The following is a 16,220-nucleotide window of genomic DNA, read 5'->3' on the forward strand; positions in this document are numbered from 1 at the left end:
GCTTGGGTCGCGTACATCCCCGCGCCGATGTCGGCGATGGCCACGCCCACTCGAACAGGCGAGCCGTCCGCCTCGCCGGTGATGCTCATCAGTCCGCCCTCTGCTTGCATGATGAGGTCGTACGCGGGTCGGTCTTTGTCCGGCCCCCACTCGCCGTATCCCTGCTCTCCATCGGCGTTCACTTCCTGCTCGGAACGGGCCTGACGGACGGAAACGCGACGCTCGCCCAAATCGTGCTGGTGTGGCTGTTCGCGGTCGGTGCGGTCGCGGTGGCGTTCAGGAAGACGGTTATCGAGCAGTTGCGGGCGTAATCACGGTTCGTCCCGGAGATACGGCCGAAGCAGGTCGCCGTCGTGAAGGTTCTCGGGCAGTCGCTCGAACCACTCCGCCGCCGAAATCTCGCCCTCGTGCACGCCCAACCGCGACGCGTCGGGAATGTCTCCCTCCGAACGAGCGGCGTACACGACGTACCGGGCCGAAAACCGTTCCTCCCCGTCCGCCGCCGCGACGTAGGATTGGTCGAGGACGACCAGCGGCGCGCCGATGGTAGCATCCAATCCCGTCTCCTCGCGCACTTCGCGTTTTGCGGCTTCCGTCGGTGTTTCGCCCGGTTCGACCCCGCCACCGGGGAGAATCCATCCCTCGGACCACCCATTCTTCACGAGGGCGATTCGCCCCGCCGCGTCGCGGACCCGCGCCGCCGCTGTCAACCCGGTGCCGTCGACCGCCCACTCCTGAAGCGACGCCAGTTTCGACTCGGGAAGCGAAAGTGTCTGTTGCTCGCGCGGCGTGTCCGGTGGAACGTCGTGAGACACACCGTTCCATCCGTCCCTGTCTATCAAAAATTCGATGGATGCGGTCGGGTCAGTCCTCGCGCTCGATTTTGGACCGGAGGTACGCACCGACGCCGCCGACGCCGCCGAGGGCGGTGAGGAGTCCGAATCCGGGCTGTCCGTCCGAGGTGGTCGTCGTTCCGGTCGTCGTGCTGGTGAGCTGTCCATTCCCTCCCGTTCCCGTCGTTTCGGTTGCGCCCGGTGACCCCGAAGTCGTCGTGGTCGTTGTCGTCGTTCCCGGCGTCGTGGTTCCCGAAGTCGTCGTGGTCGTTGTCGTCGTGGTCTCCGAAGTCGTCGAACTTGTCGTGGTCATTTCGCTGGCGGTTGTGGTCGTTTTCTCGCTCGTCGTGGTTTCGGCGGTAGTAGTCGTCTCCTTCGTGGTCGTCGTGGTTTCGGCGGAAGTGGTCGTTTCTTCCGTGGTAGTCGTCTCCTCCGTGGTGGTCGTAGTGGCCGGTCCGTCGTCGCTCCCGAGGACGTGGAAATCGCCGTATTGCGTGTACATCCAATCCAGCGTCGAGCCCATCGGATAGGTCGCGGTGTACACCTTCCCGTCCACGACGACGGGCGAGTTGGCCGCCGGGCCGTATTCGTCGAAATCCCATCCTCCGAACTCGTGTCGCCACTCCAGGTCCCCGCTCGTCGTGTTCAGCGCCAGCACGACCGCGTTTCCGGTCTCCGTCTCCGGGTCCGCTCGGCCACCGGCGTACAGCGTTTCCCCCCCGACCGACAGGGCACCCGCGAGCGCTGCGTCCGTCACGGTCGTCCACGCTTCTTCGCCGCTTTTCGCGTCGAACGCCAGTATCGTGTTCCCGACGCGGAAGAACACGCGCCCGTTGGCGACCGTGAGGCGGTCCCCGAGCCAGTAGTACTCGATGTTGACCGACGACGACCATTGGAGCGTCCCGTCGTCGGCCGACCGCGCTTTGATTGCGTGCTCGCTGCTTTCGTTCACGACGCCAGTTGTCGCCCGCTCCGCACGATGGGAAACACGCGCTCTTCGTTCCGCGGGTCGGGTCCCTGCGCGAGGTCGAATCCGGTATCGTAGTGGGTCGTGTGCGTTGTCCCTCGGGCGTGCGGTTCGAGGAACGTCTGGACGATTCCGTGTTTGTTCGAGACGCTGAGCTTCCCGGAGACGCTGTAGAACTGGTCGTGAATCGGATAGAACACGTTCACGCCGTTCTTAACGAGGTCGAGACCGATTCCAGCGACGACGAAGGCGAAGAGACTCACCCACGCGACGCGGACGCCGTAGGCCCCCCACCGTCGTCCGATTCGGTTCTTCCCCAGCAAGTCGGCGAGCAGGACGATTCCGATGACCGTCGGTATGAGTAGGTTGTGAAACACCGCCCGGTGTCCCCCCTGAATCCAGAACCCGACCAGCGTGTCGATATCGGGAAACGCGGCGGCGGCGAGCACGATGACCGCCGCCCGCGTGTCGAACTGTTCGGCGAGCAGTGACGTGGCGAGTAAGGCCCCCACCGCGACGTGTACCACCGTCGATGGCATCGAACGATGGACGACAGCTTCCAAGAAAGTAGTTTGGTGGGAACCGTCGTCGTAGGCCGGGCGTACTTTCGGATGCCAATCGTTAGCAAACAAACGCGGCGTGACAGGTTCGGAGTTGTGTCCGATGAGGGCTCGCTTAGAACGGTATTCCCTCATTGACGACGGGGTTCGGGGCGACTGATGCGGTCCACGACGCCTAACGGTTCGTGACCCGTATTTCGACGCCCGTCGAAGGCCGGTTTCGATACGCTTTTCGGGACCTCTCCCACATGCGAAGACATGACAGATGCGCGCCGGACGCTCGCCGAGCAAATCGCGGGTGAAATCACGCTGAGCGACGACCCCGGAGCGACGCTCCGCAAGTGGCGCACCGACTTCGACGTGTCCCAGACCGCACTCGCCGACTACCTCGACGTGTCCTCGTCGGTCATCTCCGACTACGAGAGCGGCCGCCGCGAGAATCCGGGCATCGGCGTGGTCCGCCGGACCGTCACGGCGCTCCTCGATATCGACGAACAGCGCGGCGGCGACCGCATCCGCCAGTACGCCCGCGTCCTTTCGGCCGGGTTCGACAGCACCATCGTTAACGACTTGCGCGAGTATCCGACGAGCGTCCCGCTCCCCGAGTTCTACGACGCAATCGACGCGACGGAACTCGCACAGGGAACCTCGGCGGGCATCACCGGACACACCGTCATCGACAGCATCGAGGCCATCACCCGCCTCTCCAGCGAGGAGTTCTACCGCCTCTACGGCCAGAGCACGAACCGCGCCCTCGTCTTCACGAACGTCACGCGCGGGGAATCGCCGCTGGTCGCCATGCGCGTCGTCACCCCGACGCCGAACGCGGTCGTCCTCCACGGCATCGACCGGGACGAACTCTGGGACTACGCGCCGAAGATGGCCCAACTGGACGGCTTTTCGCTCGCCGTCACGGACTGCGAGAAGGAAACCATGCTGGATTCCATGCGCGAACTCGCGCCGTGACAGCCGGGGTTCATATCTCCACTCTGACTGTGATGCGTTCGTGACATCATAAAGGATGGCGTGGTGAAGGCCAGAGTTGAACCATTACATATGTGTCTCTGTGTGATAATGAGCGCAGAGGAATCACGGGGCGGGAGCGATGTGCACCAGTCGATATGTCCGTGGTGTGACGAAAACATCGACAATCCGACCGATTGCGTCAGAATCGCGCCGCCCGACCGTCGTCCCCCCGAGCACCGTCCGACCGTCAATCGCTGGTACCTCCACGCCGACTGCGCCGCCGAGTGGCGCGAGTTCGTCGGCCACCTCCGAACGCTCGCGGGACGAGGGGCGTTCCGGACGCTCGTCGAAGGGCCGCTGTCCGGCAACGTCAACGAGATGCTCGAATGGGAGCTGGCCGACACGAGCTAAAATATATTTTAGCTAACACTTTTCCATCGTCACCCCCTTCCTTTCTCCATGTCCGATACGATAGTGAAGACCGGAACGACGACGGTCGCGCTGACGACCGACGACGGAGTGCTCCTCGCCGCGGACCGCCGGGCCAGCCTCGGCGGTCGCTTCGTCACGAACAAGGCCGTCCAAAAGGTGCAGGGGGTTCACCCGACCGCCGCGCTGACGATGGCCGGTGGCGTCGGCGACCTGCAGTCGTACATCCGCACGCTCCGCGCCGAAGCCTCCCTCTACGAGACGCGCCGGGGCGAACCCATCGACATGGCCGCGCTCTCGACGCTCGCCGGGACCCTCCTGCGCGAGGGACCGTACCGGGGTGCCCAGCCGACCCTCGGCGGCGTCGATAGAACCGGCCCGCACGTCTACGACCTCGACACGGCGGGCGGCGTCATGGAAGCCGACTATCACGCCAGCGGCAGCGGGATGCAACTCGCCTACGGCGTCCTCGAACGCGAATTCGAACCGAACCTTCCGACGAACGTCGCCCGTCGCGTCGCGGCCAACGCCATCGAGAGCGCCACCGAACGCGACACGGCCAGCGGCAACGGCCTGACCGTCGCAACCGTCTCCGCGGATGGCGTCGAAATCCGTGGCTACGACGCGTTCTCGGAGGTGGCGGCATGAACGGAGGACAACAGCAGGCCTACGACCGGGGGACGAACATCTTCTCGCCCGACGGCCGCCTGTATCAGGTCGAGTACGCCCGCGAAGCGGTGCGTCGCGGGAGCGTCAGCGTCGGCGTCCGCGCCCGCGATGGCGTCGTTCTGGCCGCGAGAAAACACGTCCGCTCGCCCCTCCTCGAAGCCGACGGCATCGAGAAACTCCACAAGATAGACGACCACCTCGGCGTCGTCAGCGCGGGGCACGTCGCCGACGCCCGCCGACTCGTGGACTTCGGCCGCCGCCGCGCCCAGACCGACCGCCTGCGCTACGGCGAACCCATCGGCGTCGAACCATTCACCAAGGCCGTCACAGACCACGTACAGGAGTTCACCCAGCAGGGCGGCGCGCGTCCGTTCGGTGCGGCGCTGTTGGTGGGCGGTGTCGAACCACGTTCGACACGACGAGCGAGCGGCTCGACCCCGCAAGCCGGTGCCGAACCCACCACCACCGACGAGGACCCGAAACCGCGACTCTTCGAAACCGACCCGTCCGGCACGCCCCACGAGTGGCGGGCGACCGCCATCGGCGCGAACGACGACACGGTTCGGGAGTACCTCGAAGCGAACTACGACCCGCAAAGCTCGGTGCAGTCCGGAATCGAACTCGCCCTGTCGGCGCTCGCGGATGCCGAGGACGGTCCGCTCGCGCCCGAGGAGATTTCCGTTGCGACCGTCGCACCCACGTACCGGGCGCTCGACGCCGACGCTCGGCGGGAAACACTCGATTCGCTCGACCTGCTAGACGAGCAGGCGTCGTAGAATCGCCAGTAGATGTCGTAGAACCGTCGTGACGCGGTTACGAGGCCTGCTGCCCCGTCGATTCCCGCACCGTCACGACCTCCAGATTTTCCGCGACGAACAGCGCGAGCGCGTCGCCGCCGACCTCCGTCGAAACGCGCACGCACCACGGTTCCTCCGAGACGACGCGTTCCCGCCACTCGTCGCCGACGTTCCAGACGGGGCGCTCGCGCACGTCGATGCCGTGCCGGTGGTAGAACGCGATGACCGCCGGGTGTTCCAGCACCGCGAGCGTCACGGGCGAGCGGAGAAGACAGCCACAGCGCTCGCAGTCGAATCGGGCTTGCGGGCGGCGGACGCCTTCCGCTCGGTCCGCGGGTTCGTCACCGTCCCCGTCGGCGTCGTGGTATCCGACGCGCGCGTTCGCCGGTGCGCTGCATTCGGGGCACACGCCGTCGGCCATCAGCGAGAGGCGGTGTCGGTGGTGGCGGTCGAACGCCGGGAGAAGCCCCTCGGGGTCGTGTGCCCGATGCCCACCGGGTGGGAACGGGAGCGTGAGCGTCGGCCGCTCGCACGCCCGGCACTCGACGACGACGTAGTTGTCCTCGCCGTGGGCCGCCAGTCGCTCCTCCCCGCAGAAGGGACACGGGTCGTCCACCGCGATGGGGTCGAAATCTACGCTGTCCGTGTACGTCCCGGCGCGAATCGCCCGCGCGATTTCCCGCCCGGCGTAGGTGAGGGTGTAGCCCCCGTCCGTCTTCCGGACGAAATGCTCGGTCAGTTGCCGGAGATGGTAGGAAAAGCCCGCCGTGTTGTCCGCGGACGTCGCCTCGAACAGCTCCGAGAAGGCGAGCGTCTCCTCTCCCTCCGCCTCGGCGTCCAGCAGGGCGCGGAGCGCGGCCATCCGGACTTCGTTTCCGAGGACCGCGAACGCGTCCGTCGGGTCCACGTCGTCCTCGGATTCGGTTCCGATGGTCTCGGGCAGTTCGTCCGCCGCGTGTGTCGGCTCTGTTTCGGTCATTTCGATGGTGGTCGCGTCGGTTTGTGGTTCACCGTCGGGCGCGTGTCGTGTAGTCGCACGGACGGGTGCGACGCGGTTAAATCGTTTGCTGGCGGAAGGTCGTCGGAAAATAGGGCGGGACAAAACCGCGTGTCGTCGGGTTACTCGACGTTCCGGCGTATCGTCGTCTTATTCGACGTATTCGTACGTTCGCTCGTCCATGTCTCCGCGGCCGACGAAGACGAACTCGTTTTCGGGTTCCGTGAAGTCTTCGAGTTCGACGCGCTTGTCGTGGTTGTGGCGGTCGTGGACCTGCTCGTACTCCTCGTAGGTGAGGTCGTGACGGTTTCGAATCTGCTCGTCGATGGAGAGCTGGTCGAGTTCCTCTTCCCAGCCCTCTTGGACGGTTTCGGCGTGGATTTCGGCCTGTGCGCCGCTGCCGTAGGAGCCGACGAGGAGTTTCTTGCCCGTCATCTCCATGTCGTTTTCGGCGGCGTACTGGAGCGCCGAGGCGCGGGCGATGTGAACCGAGCCGGTGTACCAGTTGCCGACCTCGCGCGAGATGCGGAGCGTCGGGTCGATGGTGTTCGCGTACCACTCCTGATACTGGTCGGTCGCCTTGAGGTCGTCCATGTACCCGCGGATGGCCTCCTCGAACGCCTCGCGGTCGTCGTAGTCGTCCTCGCGGGGCTGGCGGCCGATTTCGGCGGCGAGTTCCTCCTCGATGTCCGTGTCACGGATGGTGTGACGGAAGGCGAACAGCCCCGCCTTGCGGACCATTCCGGGAACGGCGTGTGGTACGGGCCGAAGACGTAATCGCCGGGGTGGGTCTCCCCACCGGCGCGCTCGAAGTCCTCCAGCGCCTCGCGCATGCGAGCGAGGTAGACCTGCATGGAGCGCTTGCCGTCCACGCTGGGGAACTGCTGGTTGGGCTTGAGGAAGTCGGTCTCGTCGGCCGACCCGTAGCCCTGTTCGGTCGAAAGTTCGACGATGGACGGATCCTCGCTGATGAGCATCGCCACGGCACCCGCACCCTGCGTCGCCTCGCCGGGGTCGCCGCGGGCGTACAGCGCGGTGTCGGTCGCGATGACGAGCGCCGAGCGCCCGCGGTTGCGACCCGCCTTGATCCAGTTGTAGGCGTCGTCCAGACTCTGGGTTCCGGCGATGCAGGCGAACTTGCGCTCGCCCTTGTTCGCGTGGTGGAAGTCACCGTCGTACACCTGTTCGAGGCAGCCCGCGATGTACGTCGAAACGGGCTTGGAGTTGTCGAACGCGCTCTCGGTCGCCACGTCGATGCGGCCGATGTCGTCCGGCGTCAACCCCTTGCGCTCCATCAGTCGATGGGCCGCGTTCGCGCCCATCGTCACGATGTCCTCGTAGGAGTCGGGGAACGAACTGGCGTACAGTCCGAGCCCTTTCGTGTACTTCTCCGGGTCTTCGTCCTTGACCGGTGCGAACGTCTCGGGGAGGTCGAGTTTCAGCTTGCCCGTCCAAATTTCGATGGCGTCGATACCGACGGCTGTCATTCTTGCATCAATCTTGCATAACATGGTATAAGGGTTTGTCGATAGAACTATCGACAGGCGTCGAAACCAAGTCAGTCGTCGGAAGATTCGACCGAGAGGTAGTCGATTCGGAGCCGCTCGTCCTGATTGCTGTTGCGGTCTTCGAAGACCAGATAGAGCGTCCCGTTGTCGTTTACGTACTCGACGACCGCTTGCGGGAGGTCGATTCTCCGTGTCGTCGTGCTCGACTCGGACAGCGTATAGCTTCCGCCGAGGGGGTCACCGTTCTCGTCCACGGGTGTCACGGAAACCTCGTGGCTCCCTCCTCCACTCGTCCGGTAATCGCCGAGAACGAGCGTGTGGTGATTCCGCGATTCGATACCCGAGACCGAAACGCCGATGCTCATCTCGAAACCGTCCGGATGTCGGTAGTATTCGCGGAGTGCGGCGACTTGGTTATCGTTCGAATCGACATCCAGGTTGCCAAACCCTTCGAGACCACCCTCGGGATTCGATGGCGGTATCGAGGGGTCTTCTCCGTATTCCAGCGCTCCGTCACCGTCGTTGAATGCATCCGGGTACGCCGTCGTTTGCTCCCCGCCACCACCGCCGTTTCCACCGTCGTTCGCATCCAACGTGAACGATACGGGGTCGTGGTTCTCGAACGTCAGCGTGACGTCCACCGGTTCGTTCGCTATCTCGACTGGGGTGCCGTTGCGCTCGAACTGGTAGAGATAGAACGTCGCGGTTCCGTTGTTTCCGCCGATTATCGGGTTCTGCCGGAACGGCGGGGCCAGATTCTGCCCGTCGCTGTCGATGTCGATGGTCGTCGGGAGCGACACGCCGTTTCCGATGTCGCTCGCGCCGTCCCGCTGTGCGCTGACGTACAGTTCGCTCTCGTAGATACCCGTCCCGTACGACGGGTCGCTCAGCGCGTCGATGGTGCTATCGTGCGGTTCGACGTGAACGTCCGTGAGCGTCGCGCCCTCCGGACGTTCGTTCGTGACGCTGAAGACGACGCCCGATTTCGGCCCGCTGTTCCGGTAGCCCCTCGTCGCCGTCGCGTCCCCGTTGTAGACGATTTCCGGCATCGCTCCGGACTGGACGACGTGAACGACGACCGAATCCGCGTCCCCGCCGCTCGCGGCGAGGAGTTTCACGTCCCCCGTGGAACTGTCGTCGATGGACACTTGGACCCGCCCGTCGTCGCCCGTCGTCGCTTCCTTCGAAGACGTGCTGACGACGCCCGTTCGGTTCAAGCCGAAATCCACGGTCGTGTCCGTCACGGGTTCGCCGCCGTAGGTGACGTTCGCCGTCAGGGTGTGCGTCGAAGCCGCGCTTCGGTCCAGCGTACACACCGTCGGATAGCCGTTCGCGTTGTGCGTGCACTCCAATCCGGCCGCATCGACCCACTCTACGTCGTAGGTGCCGCCGCCACCGCTTCCGGTGCCGCCGCTCGCCGTCTCGATACGGAACGAAACCCGCTCGTGCTCCGCGCCGTTGTCGTCGATGGAGAGCGTCACCGTTTCCGTTCCGGACTCGCTCGCCTCGTACTCGAAGCGCACCCGACCCTGTTCGTTCGTCGTCTCGGTACGCCCCCCGTCGCTCGACGTTACCGTGACCCCACTCACGGGGTTGTTGTACCGGTCGCGCACCTCCGCGACGAGCGTCGTCGTTCCGTTGACCGTCTCCGTCTTCGGACTGACGTTGGTGATGTAGGTCGCGTTCGTTTCCGTAGTGTTCGACCCGACGCCGACCGCGGCCATCCGAAGGTCGTAGGTGACGTTCGCGCCGTTCTCTCGCCCCTTGAGCGTCACCGCGACCGTCCCGTCCTCCCCCGACCCGACGCTCTGTACGTATCGCTGGTCCGCGAGCAACCGCGTCCATTTCGCCACGCCGAGCGTCGTCGGAATCCGTATCACCGGGTCGTTTCCGTCCGACTGCACCGAAATCGTCCGCGTCGTCGTGGTCGATGGACTGAGCGCGTGCGGGTCGAGGCTCACCGTGCCGGACTGGGTGCGAGAGAGGCTTCCGTTGACCGTGACGAGCGTTATCTGCGTCCCGCGGACGAGTTGCTGGTCGGTCAGCGTCGCGTTTCCGTCCCGACCCCGGTTGTAGACGACGGTGTTCTCGTACACCGTGTCGGGCGCGTTGGCGTACTGGTCGTAGTTCGGCGCGTAGACGAGCGCTCGCGTCGAAAACGAGTGCCCCCCGCCGTCGAAGTAATCGCGCGTCTCCGAATCGGTGGCGCTGAGGTGTTCAATGGTGGTGGACCCCAGTTTCGCGGTTCGAAGCGACCCCGACGCCGGTGGCGGATTGACGAAGAGAACGTGTCCGGGGTACTGCGTCCCGAGCGTTACCGATGTCGGCTGTCCCGTTCCGGTCGCACCCGTTCGAACGATGGCGTTGCGCACGTCCTGCATCTGGCCCTGCACCCGCTCGTTATGTCGGAACTCGACCGTCTGATTTTGGCTCGGGATGGCAGTCGCCTGATACAGCGACATGGCGACGACGAGCGTGGCGAACAGGAGAATCGTTCCAACCTGTACCGTCACGCCACGGTCGTCAGACCGGAACGTCATGGATGGGACAGATACGGGAAAAGGATAAAAAACCTGTTACTCGATTACTCGTCGTCTTCCTCGACGAGTTCCGGGTCGCTCATCGCACTCTGAATGCTGTCCAGGCCGTTTGCCCACTCCGTAACGAGTCCGTACTCCATCTCTTCCATAACCGATATGTCGAGTTCGTCACCGGCGAAAATGCGCGTTCCACCCGCCGCGACGAGACCGAGCGCCGAGTCCAAATCCTCGGCCGATTCGGCTTTTTCGGCTTCGCGGATGTACTCCTCCACAGGTGCCTCCTCGGCGGGTCCGTGCGCGACGTACTCCTCTGCGGCGTAAAACACGCAGAGGAGACTCGTCTGGACGCCGTCGATGAGCATCGCTTTCTCTTCGTCCTCGAAATCGACCTCGCCGAGGACGGTCTCGCGGATGTCCGTGAGTTCCGAGAGGGCCGTCTCCTCGTCGATGTCCTCGTCGTCGTACGCGGTGACGATTTTGGCGACGGCGATGGCCACGTCGTCCTGCAGGTTGAGCAGGAGGCGCGCGGAATCCTCGTTTTCGGGATCGATGTCCTCGTCCCTGATTCTGTCCAGCCAGTTCTGCCAGCGTTCTTCGGAGTAGAACTCCTCTGGAGGAGCGCTCATACCTCTTCCGTGCGTAGCACGATTCATAAATCCTCCGAGGCGGCCTGAGGAGGGTGTGGGGGGTTGAAACGGCCGAAAAGCTGAAATAAATGTGGCGGCGCGGCCGGTAGTGGCCCTCATACGCCGCCGCTCGGCCCGAACGGGGCGAAGCGCTCGCTCCTATCCTTCTGACACAATTATCGGCGGAAGAGACGTTCGGCGGGGAATCTCAGTTCGAGAGCGTCGCTTCGGTGTCCAGCCCGTACACGAGTTCTGGCGTCGAGACGTGCGCGGTTCGTATCGCCTCGTCGTATCCCTGCTCTTGCATCCACGAGACGCGACGCGGCACCGTCTTGGGTCCCATCACCGCGCCGGGGCGGTCGGGGTCGTCGATGAAGTCCGTCTCCATCAGGAACGGCTCACCGCGCTCGACGGCGCGTTCGAGGCGGTCCTTGTCGCTCATCACGCTCGGCGTTACGCCCGCCAGTTCGCCGCCCGCGTAGTGTTTGACGACGCGTTCCGACGGCAATCCGACCGATTCCGCCCACTCCTCCACCTCCGTCAGGTCGTCCGTCGCCTCGGTGTGCAGTTGGACGGCACCCCCCGTCTCGGCACCGAGTTCCAGCGCGCGCCGGAGGACGGCGTTCGAGGCCGACCACACCTCGTCGGTCACGTCGTAGTGCGGCCGCCCCGATTTCAGGGCGACTGCCTTCCCGTCCGCGACGTATTCGGCCGCGACTTCGAGTCCGGCCTGCATCAGGTCGCGCGCACCCGCGGGAGAGAAATCACGGTCGTCCACGAGCCTCGAGACCAATCCCGGATGAACGCCGAGGACGGGCCACGCACGCCCGCGAAGGATGTCGTTCGCGCGCTCCACGACGTCGACCGTCGTGTCGAAGACGGTTCGGAAATCGTCGCCCGATTCGGCTTCGACGCCGAGCAGCCACGACGGTTTGTTGACGACGAGCAGGTGCGTGCCGCCGCTCCGCGCGAAGTCTTTGACCGCTTCGAGGCCGCGTCCGTGGTCGGGGTCCAGATGAAGGTGGTCGTCGAGTACCGGCGTCCCGAGGTCGTTCATACGTCCTCCTTGGGTTCCACGGAAAAAACGCCCGTGGTTCGCCGCCGCGCTCGGTTCGTCATTCGCCCGCGTTCGTTTCCTCGTCTTCGATGACGAACGCCTCGTGGGCCGCGTTCTGGAGGGCGTCGGACCGTCCGTACTCGCCGGGCGCGATTGCGACCGTGCGCACGCCGTTTCGCGCCGCCTTTTCGAGAACGGGTTTGAAATCCGTGTCTCTGGACGCGATGGCGAGGACGTCAACGCGCTCGTCGAGCGCGAGTTCGGTCGCGTCGATGGCGAGTTTCACATCGACGTCGCCGCTCGTGATGACGACTTCGAATCCGCGCGCTTCCGCCGCCTGAATCAGTCCCGGTGTCGCGTGCTCGTCTAGATAGAGACGAGTCGTCGCGAGTTGGCCAAGCTGCCGTCCGGCGGTCCGTACGTCGTCCAAATCGACATCGAAGTCGTCCCGGAGCACGTTCGGACCGTCGACGAAAAGGGCCACGGTTCGGTCGTGTGCGTCGTCGTCTTCCTCGTGGAGAGACCGCAAGCCGCCGCTCATGCTCCGAGCTAAACGATAGCGGGACATAGCGGTGGCGATTCGTTCGTCGTTCACTCCGTTTCTGGGGTTTTGTTGGTATTCCTATGTTGTATGAATCGTTACTATTTATTAGTTCATCTGAATTTTGTATTCATTTATTAGTCTGGGGGTGCAGATTTCAGCATCCTAAATGAATAAAATTTAAATATGTGTGAGGACTTCGTTAACCTGCCGTATGGCAGACGACAACACATCGCGGTTTGACAGACGAACATTCCTCAAAGCAACTGGTGCGGTCGGTGCTGCAGCGGCCCTGAGTGGCGTTACGGCGGCGACACCGGGTCGTAATCCGGGACCGAAAGAAGACGAAATCTTGGTCGGTGTTTCGGCGGGTCACGGTGACATCGAGCAGGCCGTCATGCAGAACGCACCGATGGACGTCAACGTCGTCCACAAGAACGAACACCTTCGCTACGTTGCGGTCGAGCTTCCGAGCGCGATGCCCGACTCCGCGCGACAGAGTTTCATCGACGCTATCGAGCAGCGCGAAGGAATCAAATACGCGGAGGAGAACTCGACGCACGAAGCGCTTCTCACGCCGGACGACCCCAAGTTCGGCCAGCAGTACGCTCCGCAGATGGTCAACTCCGACTCCGCGTGGGACACGACGCTCGGCAGTTCGGACGTCACCATCGCCGTCATCGACACCGGCGCACAGTACGACCACCCCGACCTGGCGGCGAACTACAAATCCAACCCGGGCAAGGACTTCGCCGACAGTGACAGCGACCCGTACCCGGACGTGCCGCAGGACGAGTACCACGCGACCCACGTTTCCGGCATCGCGGCCGGTGTCATCGACAACGGTACCGGCGTCGCCGGGCAGGGTAACTCCTCGCTCATCAACGGCCGCGCCCTCGACGAGGGCGGCAGCGGTTCCACGTCCGACATTGCGGACGCCATCCGTTGGGCCGCGGACCAGGGTGCCGACGTCATCAACATGTCCCTCGGTGGCGGTGGCTACACGAGCACGATGAAGAACGCGGTCACCTACGCGTCCAACAACGGCGTCTTCATCGCCTGTGCAGCGGGTAACGACGGCTCCGGCAGCGTCTCGTACCCGGCGGGCTACAGCGAGTGTCTCGCCGTCTCGGCCATCGACTCGAACGGCAACCTCGCCTCCTTCTCGCAGTACGGCAGCAAGGTCGAACTCTGCGCGCCCGGTGTGGACATCCTCTCGACGACCACCGAGACGCGCGGTTCCTACGAGAAGCTCTCCGGTACCTCGATGGCGACGCCCGTCGTCTCCGGTGTCGCCGGACTGACGCTCTCGCAGTGGGACCTCACCAACTCGGAACTCCGAAGCCACCTCAAGAACACGGCCGTCGATATGGGCCTGTCCTCGGACGAACAGGGCAGCGGCCGCGTCGATGCCTACAACGCCGTCACTACCCAGCCCGGTAGCGGCGGTGGCGGTGGTGGTGGCGGCGGCAGCGACTCCACGACCGATTCGGTCAGCGGGTCGCTCTCGGATTACTCCGACTACGACGACTACACGTGGTCGTGGGAGTACAGCAGCCCGAGCCAAATCGTCGTAGAACTCGACGGACCGAGCAGCGCCGACTTCGACCTCTACCTCAACACGGGGACGACGAGCGCCGCGAGCCCGAGCAGCTACGACTACTCGTCCACCACCACGAACAGTCAGGAAACGGTCACCATCGACAGCCCCGACACGTCGACGGATCTCCAAATCGACGTCGACTCCTACAGCGGGTCGGGTAGCTACACCGTGACCATCACGGAATACCAGTAATTCCCACTTTCAATTGGTCCCCTTCTCTCGTGTGCACCTCGGACCGTGAGTGACGACGTTCATCGACGGTCATCCCCGAGTGACGACGCTCACCACCGGTGAGAACGAAGCCCTATGTAACTTCTCCCCGCGATTACACCACGCGGTTTATCCCTTGTTACGACAAATTCTCGCCCATGGTCGCGCCGACTGGAATCACCGCCGGACTCATCAACCTCCTCGAAGTCTTCATCATCGCAGCGAGCGTGGGTATCTTCGTCGCCAAGGTCGGACGGTTTCCGTACACCATCGCCCTCCTCCTCGCCGGACTCGCCGTTTCGATACTCGGTATCAACATCGACATCACGCTGACACACGACCTCATCCTCCTCGTACTCCTGCCGCCGCTTCTGTTCGAAGGCGCGGCGACGACCGACCTCGACAGCTTTCGTGAAAATCTCGTCCCGGTGCTCGTTCTCGCCGTCCCCGGACTCATCGTCTCGATTCTGGTTCTCGGCGTGTTGGGCCACTACGCGTTCGGCTATCCGCTCTTACTCGCCACGCTGTTCGCCGCGATGATACTCCCGACCGACCCCGTATCGGTGCTCGCGCTCTTCGAAGAACTCGGCGCGCCCGAACGACTGTCGGTGTTGGTCGAAGGAGAGAGCCTCCTCAACGACGGCGTGGGCGTCGTCGTCTTCTCCGCGCTGTTCGCGTTGATCAGCCAGACGCCCCCGAACACGGACCTCTCGGAACTCATCTCGACGGAGGTCATCGCCGAGACGGGTCTGGAAATCATCGTCGCCAGTCTCGGTGGGCTCCTCGTCGGCCTCGCCGCGGGGTACCTCATCTACCGCGTCATGGTCAATCTGGACGAGCACATGACCGAAATCGTCCTCACGCTCATCCTCGCCTACGGCAGTTTCCTCCTCGCGGAACACTACTTCCACGTCAGCGGCGTCATCGCAACCGTCACCGCGGGACTGCTCATCGGCAACCGCGGCGCGGAGTACGCCATGAGCCCCCAGACGAAAATTTCGGTGTTCAACACGTGGGACACTGCCGCGTTCCTCGTCAACACGCTCATCTTCGTGCTCATCGGTGCGAAGACGCCTATCCACCAGATGGTGGACAACTGGCAACTCATCGCCATCGCCATCGTCCTCGCCATTTTCGTCCGCGCGCTCACAGTCTACCCGTTCACCGCCGCCGTCAACCGGTTCAGTCGGCGCGACATCCCGTTCTCTTACCAGCACGTGATGGTCTGGGGCGGTCTGCACGCCTCCATTCCCATCGCGCTGGTGCTCGGACTTCCGGGCGACTTCCCGAACATCTCGGAACTCCGGTCGATGGTGTTCGGCGTCGCGGCGTTCAGCCTCGTCGTCCAAGGGCTGACGATGAGCAACCTCCTCGACCACCTCGATATCGTCACGCGAACCGAAACCGAGGAACTGTACGAACTCCTCCTCGGGCGCGCTCGTGCCGTCGATTCAGCGCTCGACGCCGCCGAACGCCTCCACAACCGCGGCGACCTTCCCACGGACGTGTACGAGGACTTCCGCGGCGAGTACAGACACGAAAAGGAAGACCTGAACACGGCCATCTCCCGCCTGCTTCGGGAGAACCCCGAACTCCGACGCGAGGAACTCCTGGTCGGCGAACGCCGCGTCCTCAAACAAGAAAAGAGCGCCATCATGGACGCCACCCACTCGGGCGTCATCAGCGACGACATCGGCGAACGACTCCTCGAAGAGGTGGACCTCAAACTCGACCGCGTTGACACCGGTCGGAGCACCGTCCGCGACGACCCCGAGAACGAGGCCTACGAGGAGTTCTGGCGCGCCCGCGCCGCCGAGTACGGCCTCGATTTCTCCCCCAGCGACGACTAGCCCGACGAAATCGAATACCGACGTCCCCTCTCGACCCGAACGTTCAAGTAGCGAAACGGGACCACTT

The 16,220-nt window shown here is 64.0% G+C and carries 15 protein-coding genes and 2 pseudogenes; 7 read left to right on the forward strand and 10 right to left on the reverse strand.

Features of this window, described 5'->3' with window-relative positions; translation table 11 throughout:
• Positions 1-161: pseudogene (locus tag BG842_RS27880) on the reverse strand (CoA transferase); the annotation flags it as partial.
• On the opposite strand from BG842_RS27880, the gene BG842_RS17230 reads away from it, so the two are divergent.
• Positions 105-311: a hypothetical protein gene (locus tag BG842_RS17230; protein ID WP_069451731.1), complete on the forward strand. Its 207-nt coding sequence runs from the start codon at positions 105-107 to the stop codon at positions 309-311. The pseudogene BG842_RS27880 and the gene BG842_RS17230 overlap by 57 nt on opposite strands.
• On the opposite strand, the gene BG842_RS17235 is transcribed toward BG842_RS17230, so the two are convergent.
• The 3 genes from BG842_RS17235 to BG842_RS17245 are packed head-to-tail and all read right to left on the reverse strand — an operon-like array spanning position 312 to position 2,339.
• A complete protein-coding gene (locus BG842_RS17235) occupies positions 312-815 on the reverse strand; it encodes an NUDIX hydrolase (protein ID WP_069451732.1) in 504 nt (167 codons plus the stop codon). It lies immediately after the preceding gene.
• 49 nt (positions 816-864) lie between these two features.
• Positions 865-1,785 (reverse strand): PQQ-binding-like beta-propeller repeat protein, encoded by a 921-nt coding sequence (locus tag BG842_RS30040; protein WP_069451733.1) that lies wholly within the window; start codon positions 1,783-1,785, stop codon positions 865-867.
• Positions 1,782-2,339, reverse strand: coding sequence for a metal-dependent hydrolase (locus tag BG842_RS17245; protein WP_254663270.1), 558 nt, complete (start codon positions 2,337-2,339; stop codon positions 1,782-1,784). Before BG842_RS17245 ends, BG842_RS30040 begins: the two co-directional genes overlap by 4 nt.
• A gap of 279 nt (positions 2,340-2,618) precedes the next feature.
• Between BG842_RS17245 and BG842_RS17250 the strand changes: the two genes are divergently transcribed.
• From BG842_RS17250 to BG842_RS17265, 4 genes are all read left to right on the forward strand, one after another.
• Complete coding sequence (locus tag BG842_RS17250; protein ID WP_069451734.1) at positions 2,619-3,326, forward strand: helix-turn-helix domain-containing protein; 708 nt, start codon at positions 2,619-2,621, stop codon at positions 3,324-3,326.
• A 108-nt stretch (positions 3,327-3,434) separates the two neighbouring features.
• Positions 3,435-3,737, forward strand: a complete 303-nt coding sequence (locus BG842_RS17255; RefSeq protein WP_254663271.1) for a hypothetical protein — start codon at positions 3,435-3,437, stop codon at positions 3,735-3,737.
• 48 nt (positions 3,738-3,785) lie between these two features.
• Entirely contained in the window at positions 3,786-4,403 is a 618-nt protein-coding gene (locus tag BG842_RS17260; protein ID WP_069451736.1) for a proteasome subunit beta, read from the forward strand.
• Positions 4,400-5,200, forward strand: coding sequence for an archaeal proteasome endopeptidase complex subunit alpha (locus BG842_RS17265; protein ID WP_069451737.1), 801 nt, complete (start codon positions 4,400-4,402; stop codon positions 5,198-5,200). The genes BG842_RS17260 and BG842_RS17265 overlap by 4 nt, the downstream gene beginning before the upstream one ends.
• Positions 5,201-5,237: 37 nt before the next feature.
• Here BG842_RS17265 and BG842_RS17270 read toward each other — a convergent pair whose 3' ends face one another.
• The 6 genes and pseudogenes from BG842_RS17270 to BG842_RS17295 form a co-directional block, all read right to left on the reverse strand.
• Positions 5,238-6,200, reverse strand: a complete 963-nt coding sequence (locus tag BG842_RS17270; protein ID WP_069451738.1) for a helix-turn-helix transcriptional regulator — start codon at positions 6,198-6,200, stop codon at positions 5,238-5,240.
• A 168-nt stretch (positions 6,201-6,368) separates the two neighbouring features.
• Positions 6,369-7,705 (reverse strand): annotated as a pseudogene (hmgB, locus tag BG842_RS17275) (hydroxymethylglutaryl-CoA synthase).
• 71 nt (positions 7,706-7,776) lie between these two features.
• Positions 7,777-10,266 carry a hypothetical protein gene (locus BG842_RS17280; RefSeq protein WP_069451739.1) on the reverse strand — a complete coding sequence of 830 codons (2,490 nt, stop codon included), beginning with the start codon at positions 10,264-10,266 and terminating at the stop codon, positions 7,777-7,779.
• 44 nt (positions 10,267-10,310) lie between these two features.
• Positions 10,311-10,892, reverse strand: coding sequence for a DUF2150 family protein (locus BG842_RS17285; RefSeq protein ID WP_007977838.1), 582 nt, complete (start codon positions 10,890-10,892; stop codon positions 10,311-10,313).
• A 208-nt stretch (positions 10,893-11,100) separates the two neighbouring features.
• A complete protein-coding gene (locus tag BG842_RS17290; RefSeq protein ID WP_069451740.1) occupies positions 11,101-11,949 on the reverse strand; it encodes a TatD family hydrolase in 849 nt (282 codons plus the stop codon).
• 58 nt (positions 11,950-12,007) lie between these two features.
• Complete coding sequence (locus tag BG842_RS17295; protein WP_069451741.1) at positions 12,008-12,490, reverse strand: NYN domain-containing protein; 483 nt, start codon at positions 12,488-12,490, stop codon at positions 12,008-12,010.
• Between the two features lie 214 nt (positions 12,491-12,704).
• Here BG842_RS17295 and BG842_RS17300 point away from each other — a divergent pair, with 214 nt between their 5' ends.
• Complete coding sequence (locus tag BG842_RS17300) at positions 12,705-14,285, forward strand: S8 family peptidase (RefSeq protein WP_007977833.1); 1,581 nt, start codon at positions 12,705-12,707, stop codon at positions 14,283-14,285.
• A gap of 176 nt (positions 14,286-14,461) precedes the next feature.
• A complete protein-coding gene (locus tag BG842_RS17305) occupies positions 14,462-16,153 on the forward strand; it encodes a Na+/H+ antiporter (protein WP_069451742.1) in 1,692 nt (563 codons plus the stop codon).
• Positions 16,154-16,220 lie beyond the last annotated feature (67 nt).

The sequence above is a fragment of the Haladaptatus sp. W1 genome (assembly GCF_001723155.1).
Taxonomy (GTDB): Archaea; Halobacteriota; Halobacteria; order Halobacteriales; family Haladaptataceae; genus Haladaptatus; species Haladaptatus paucihalophilus.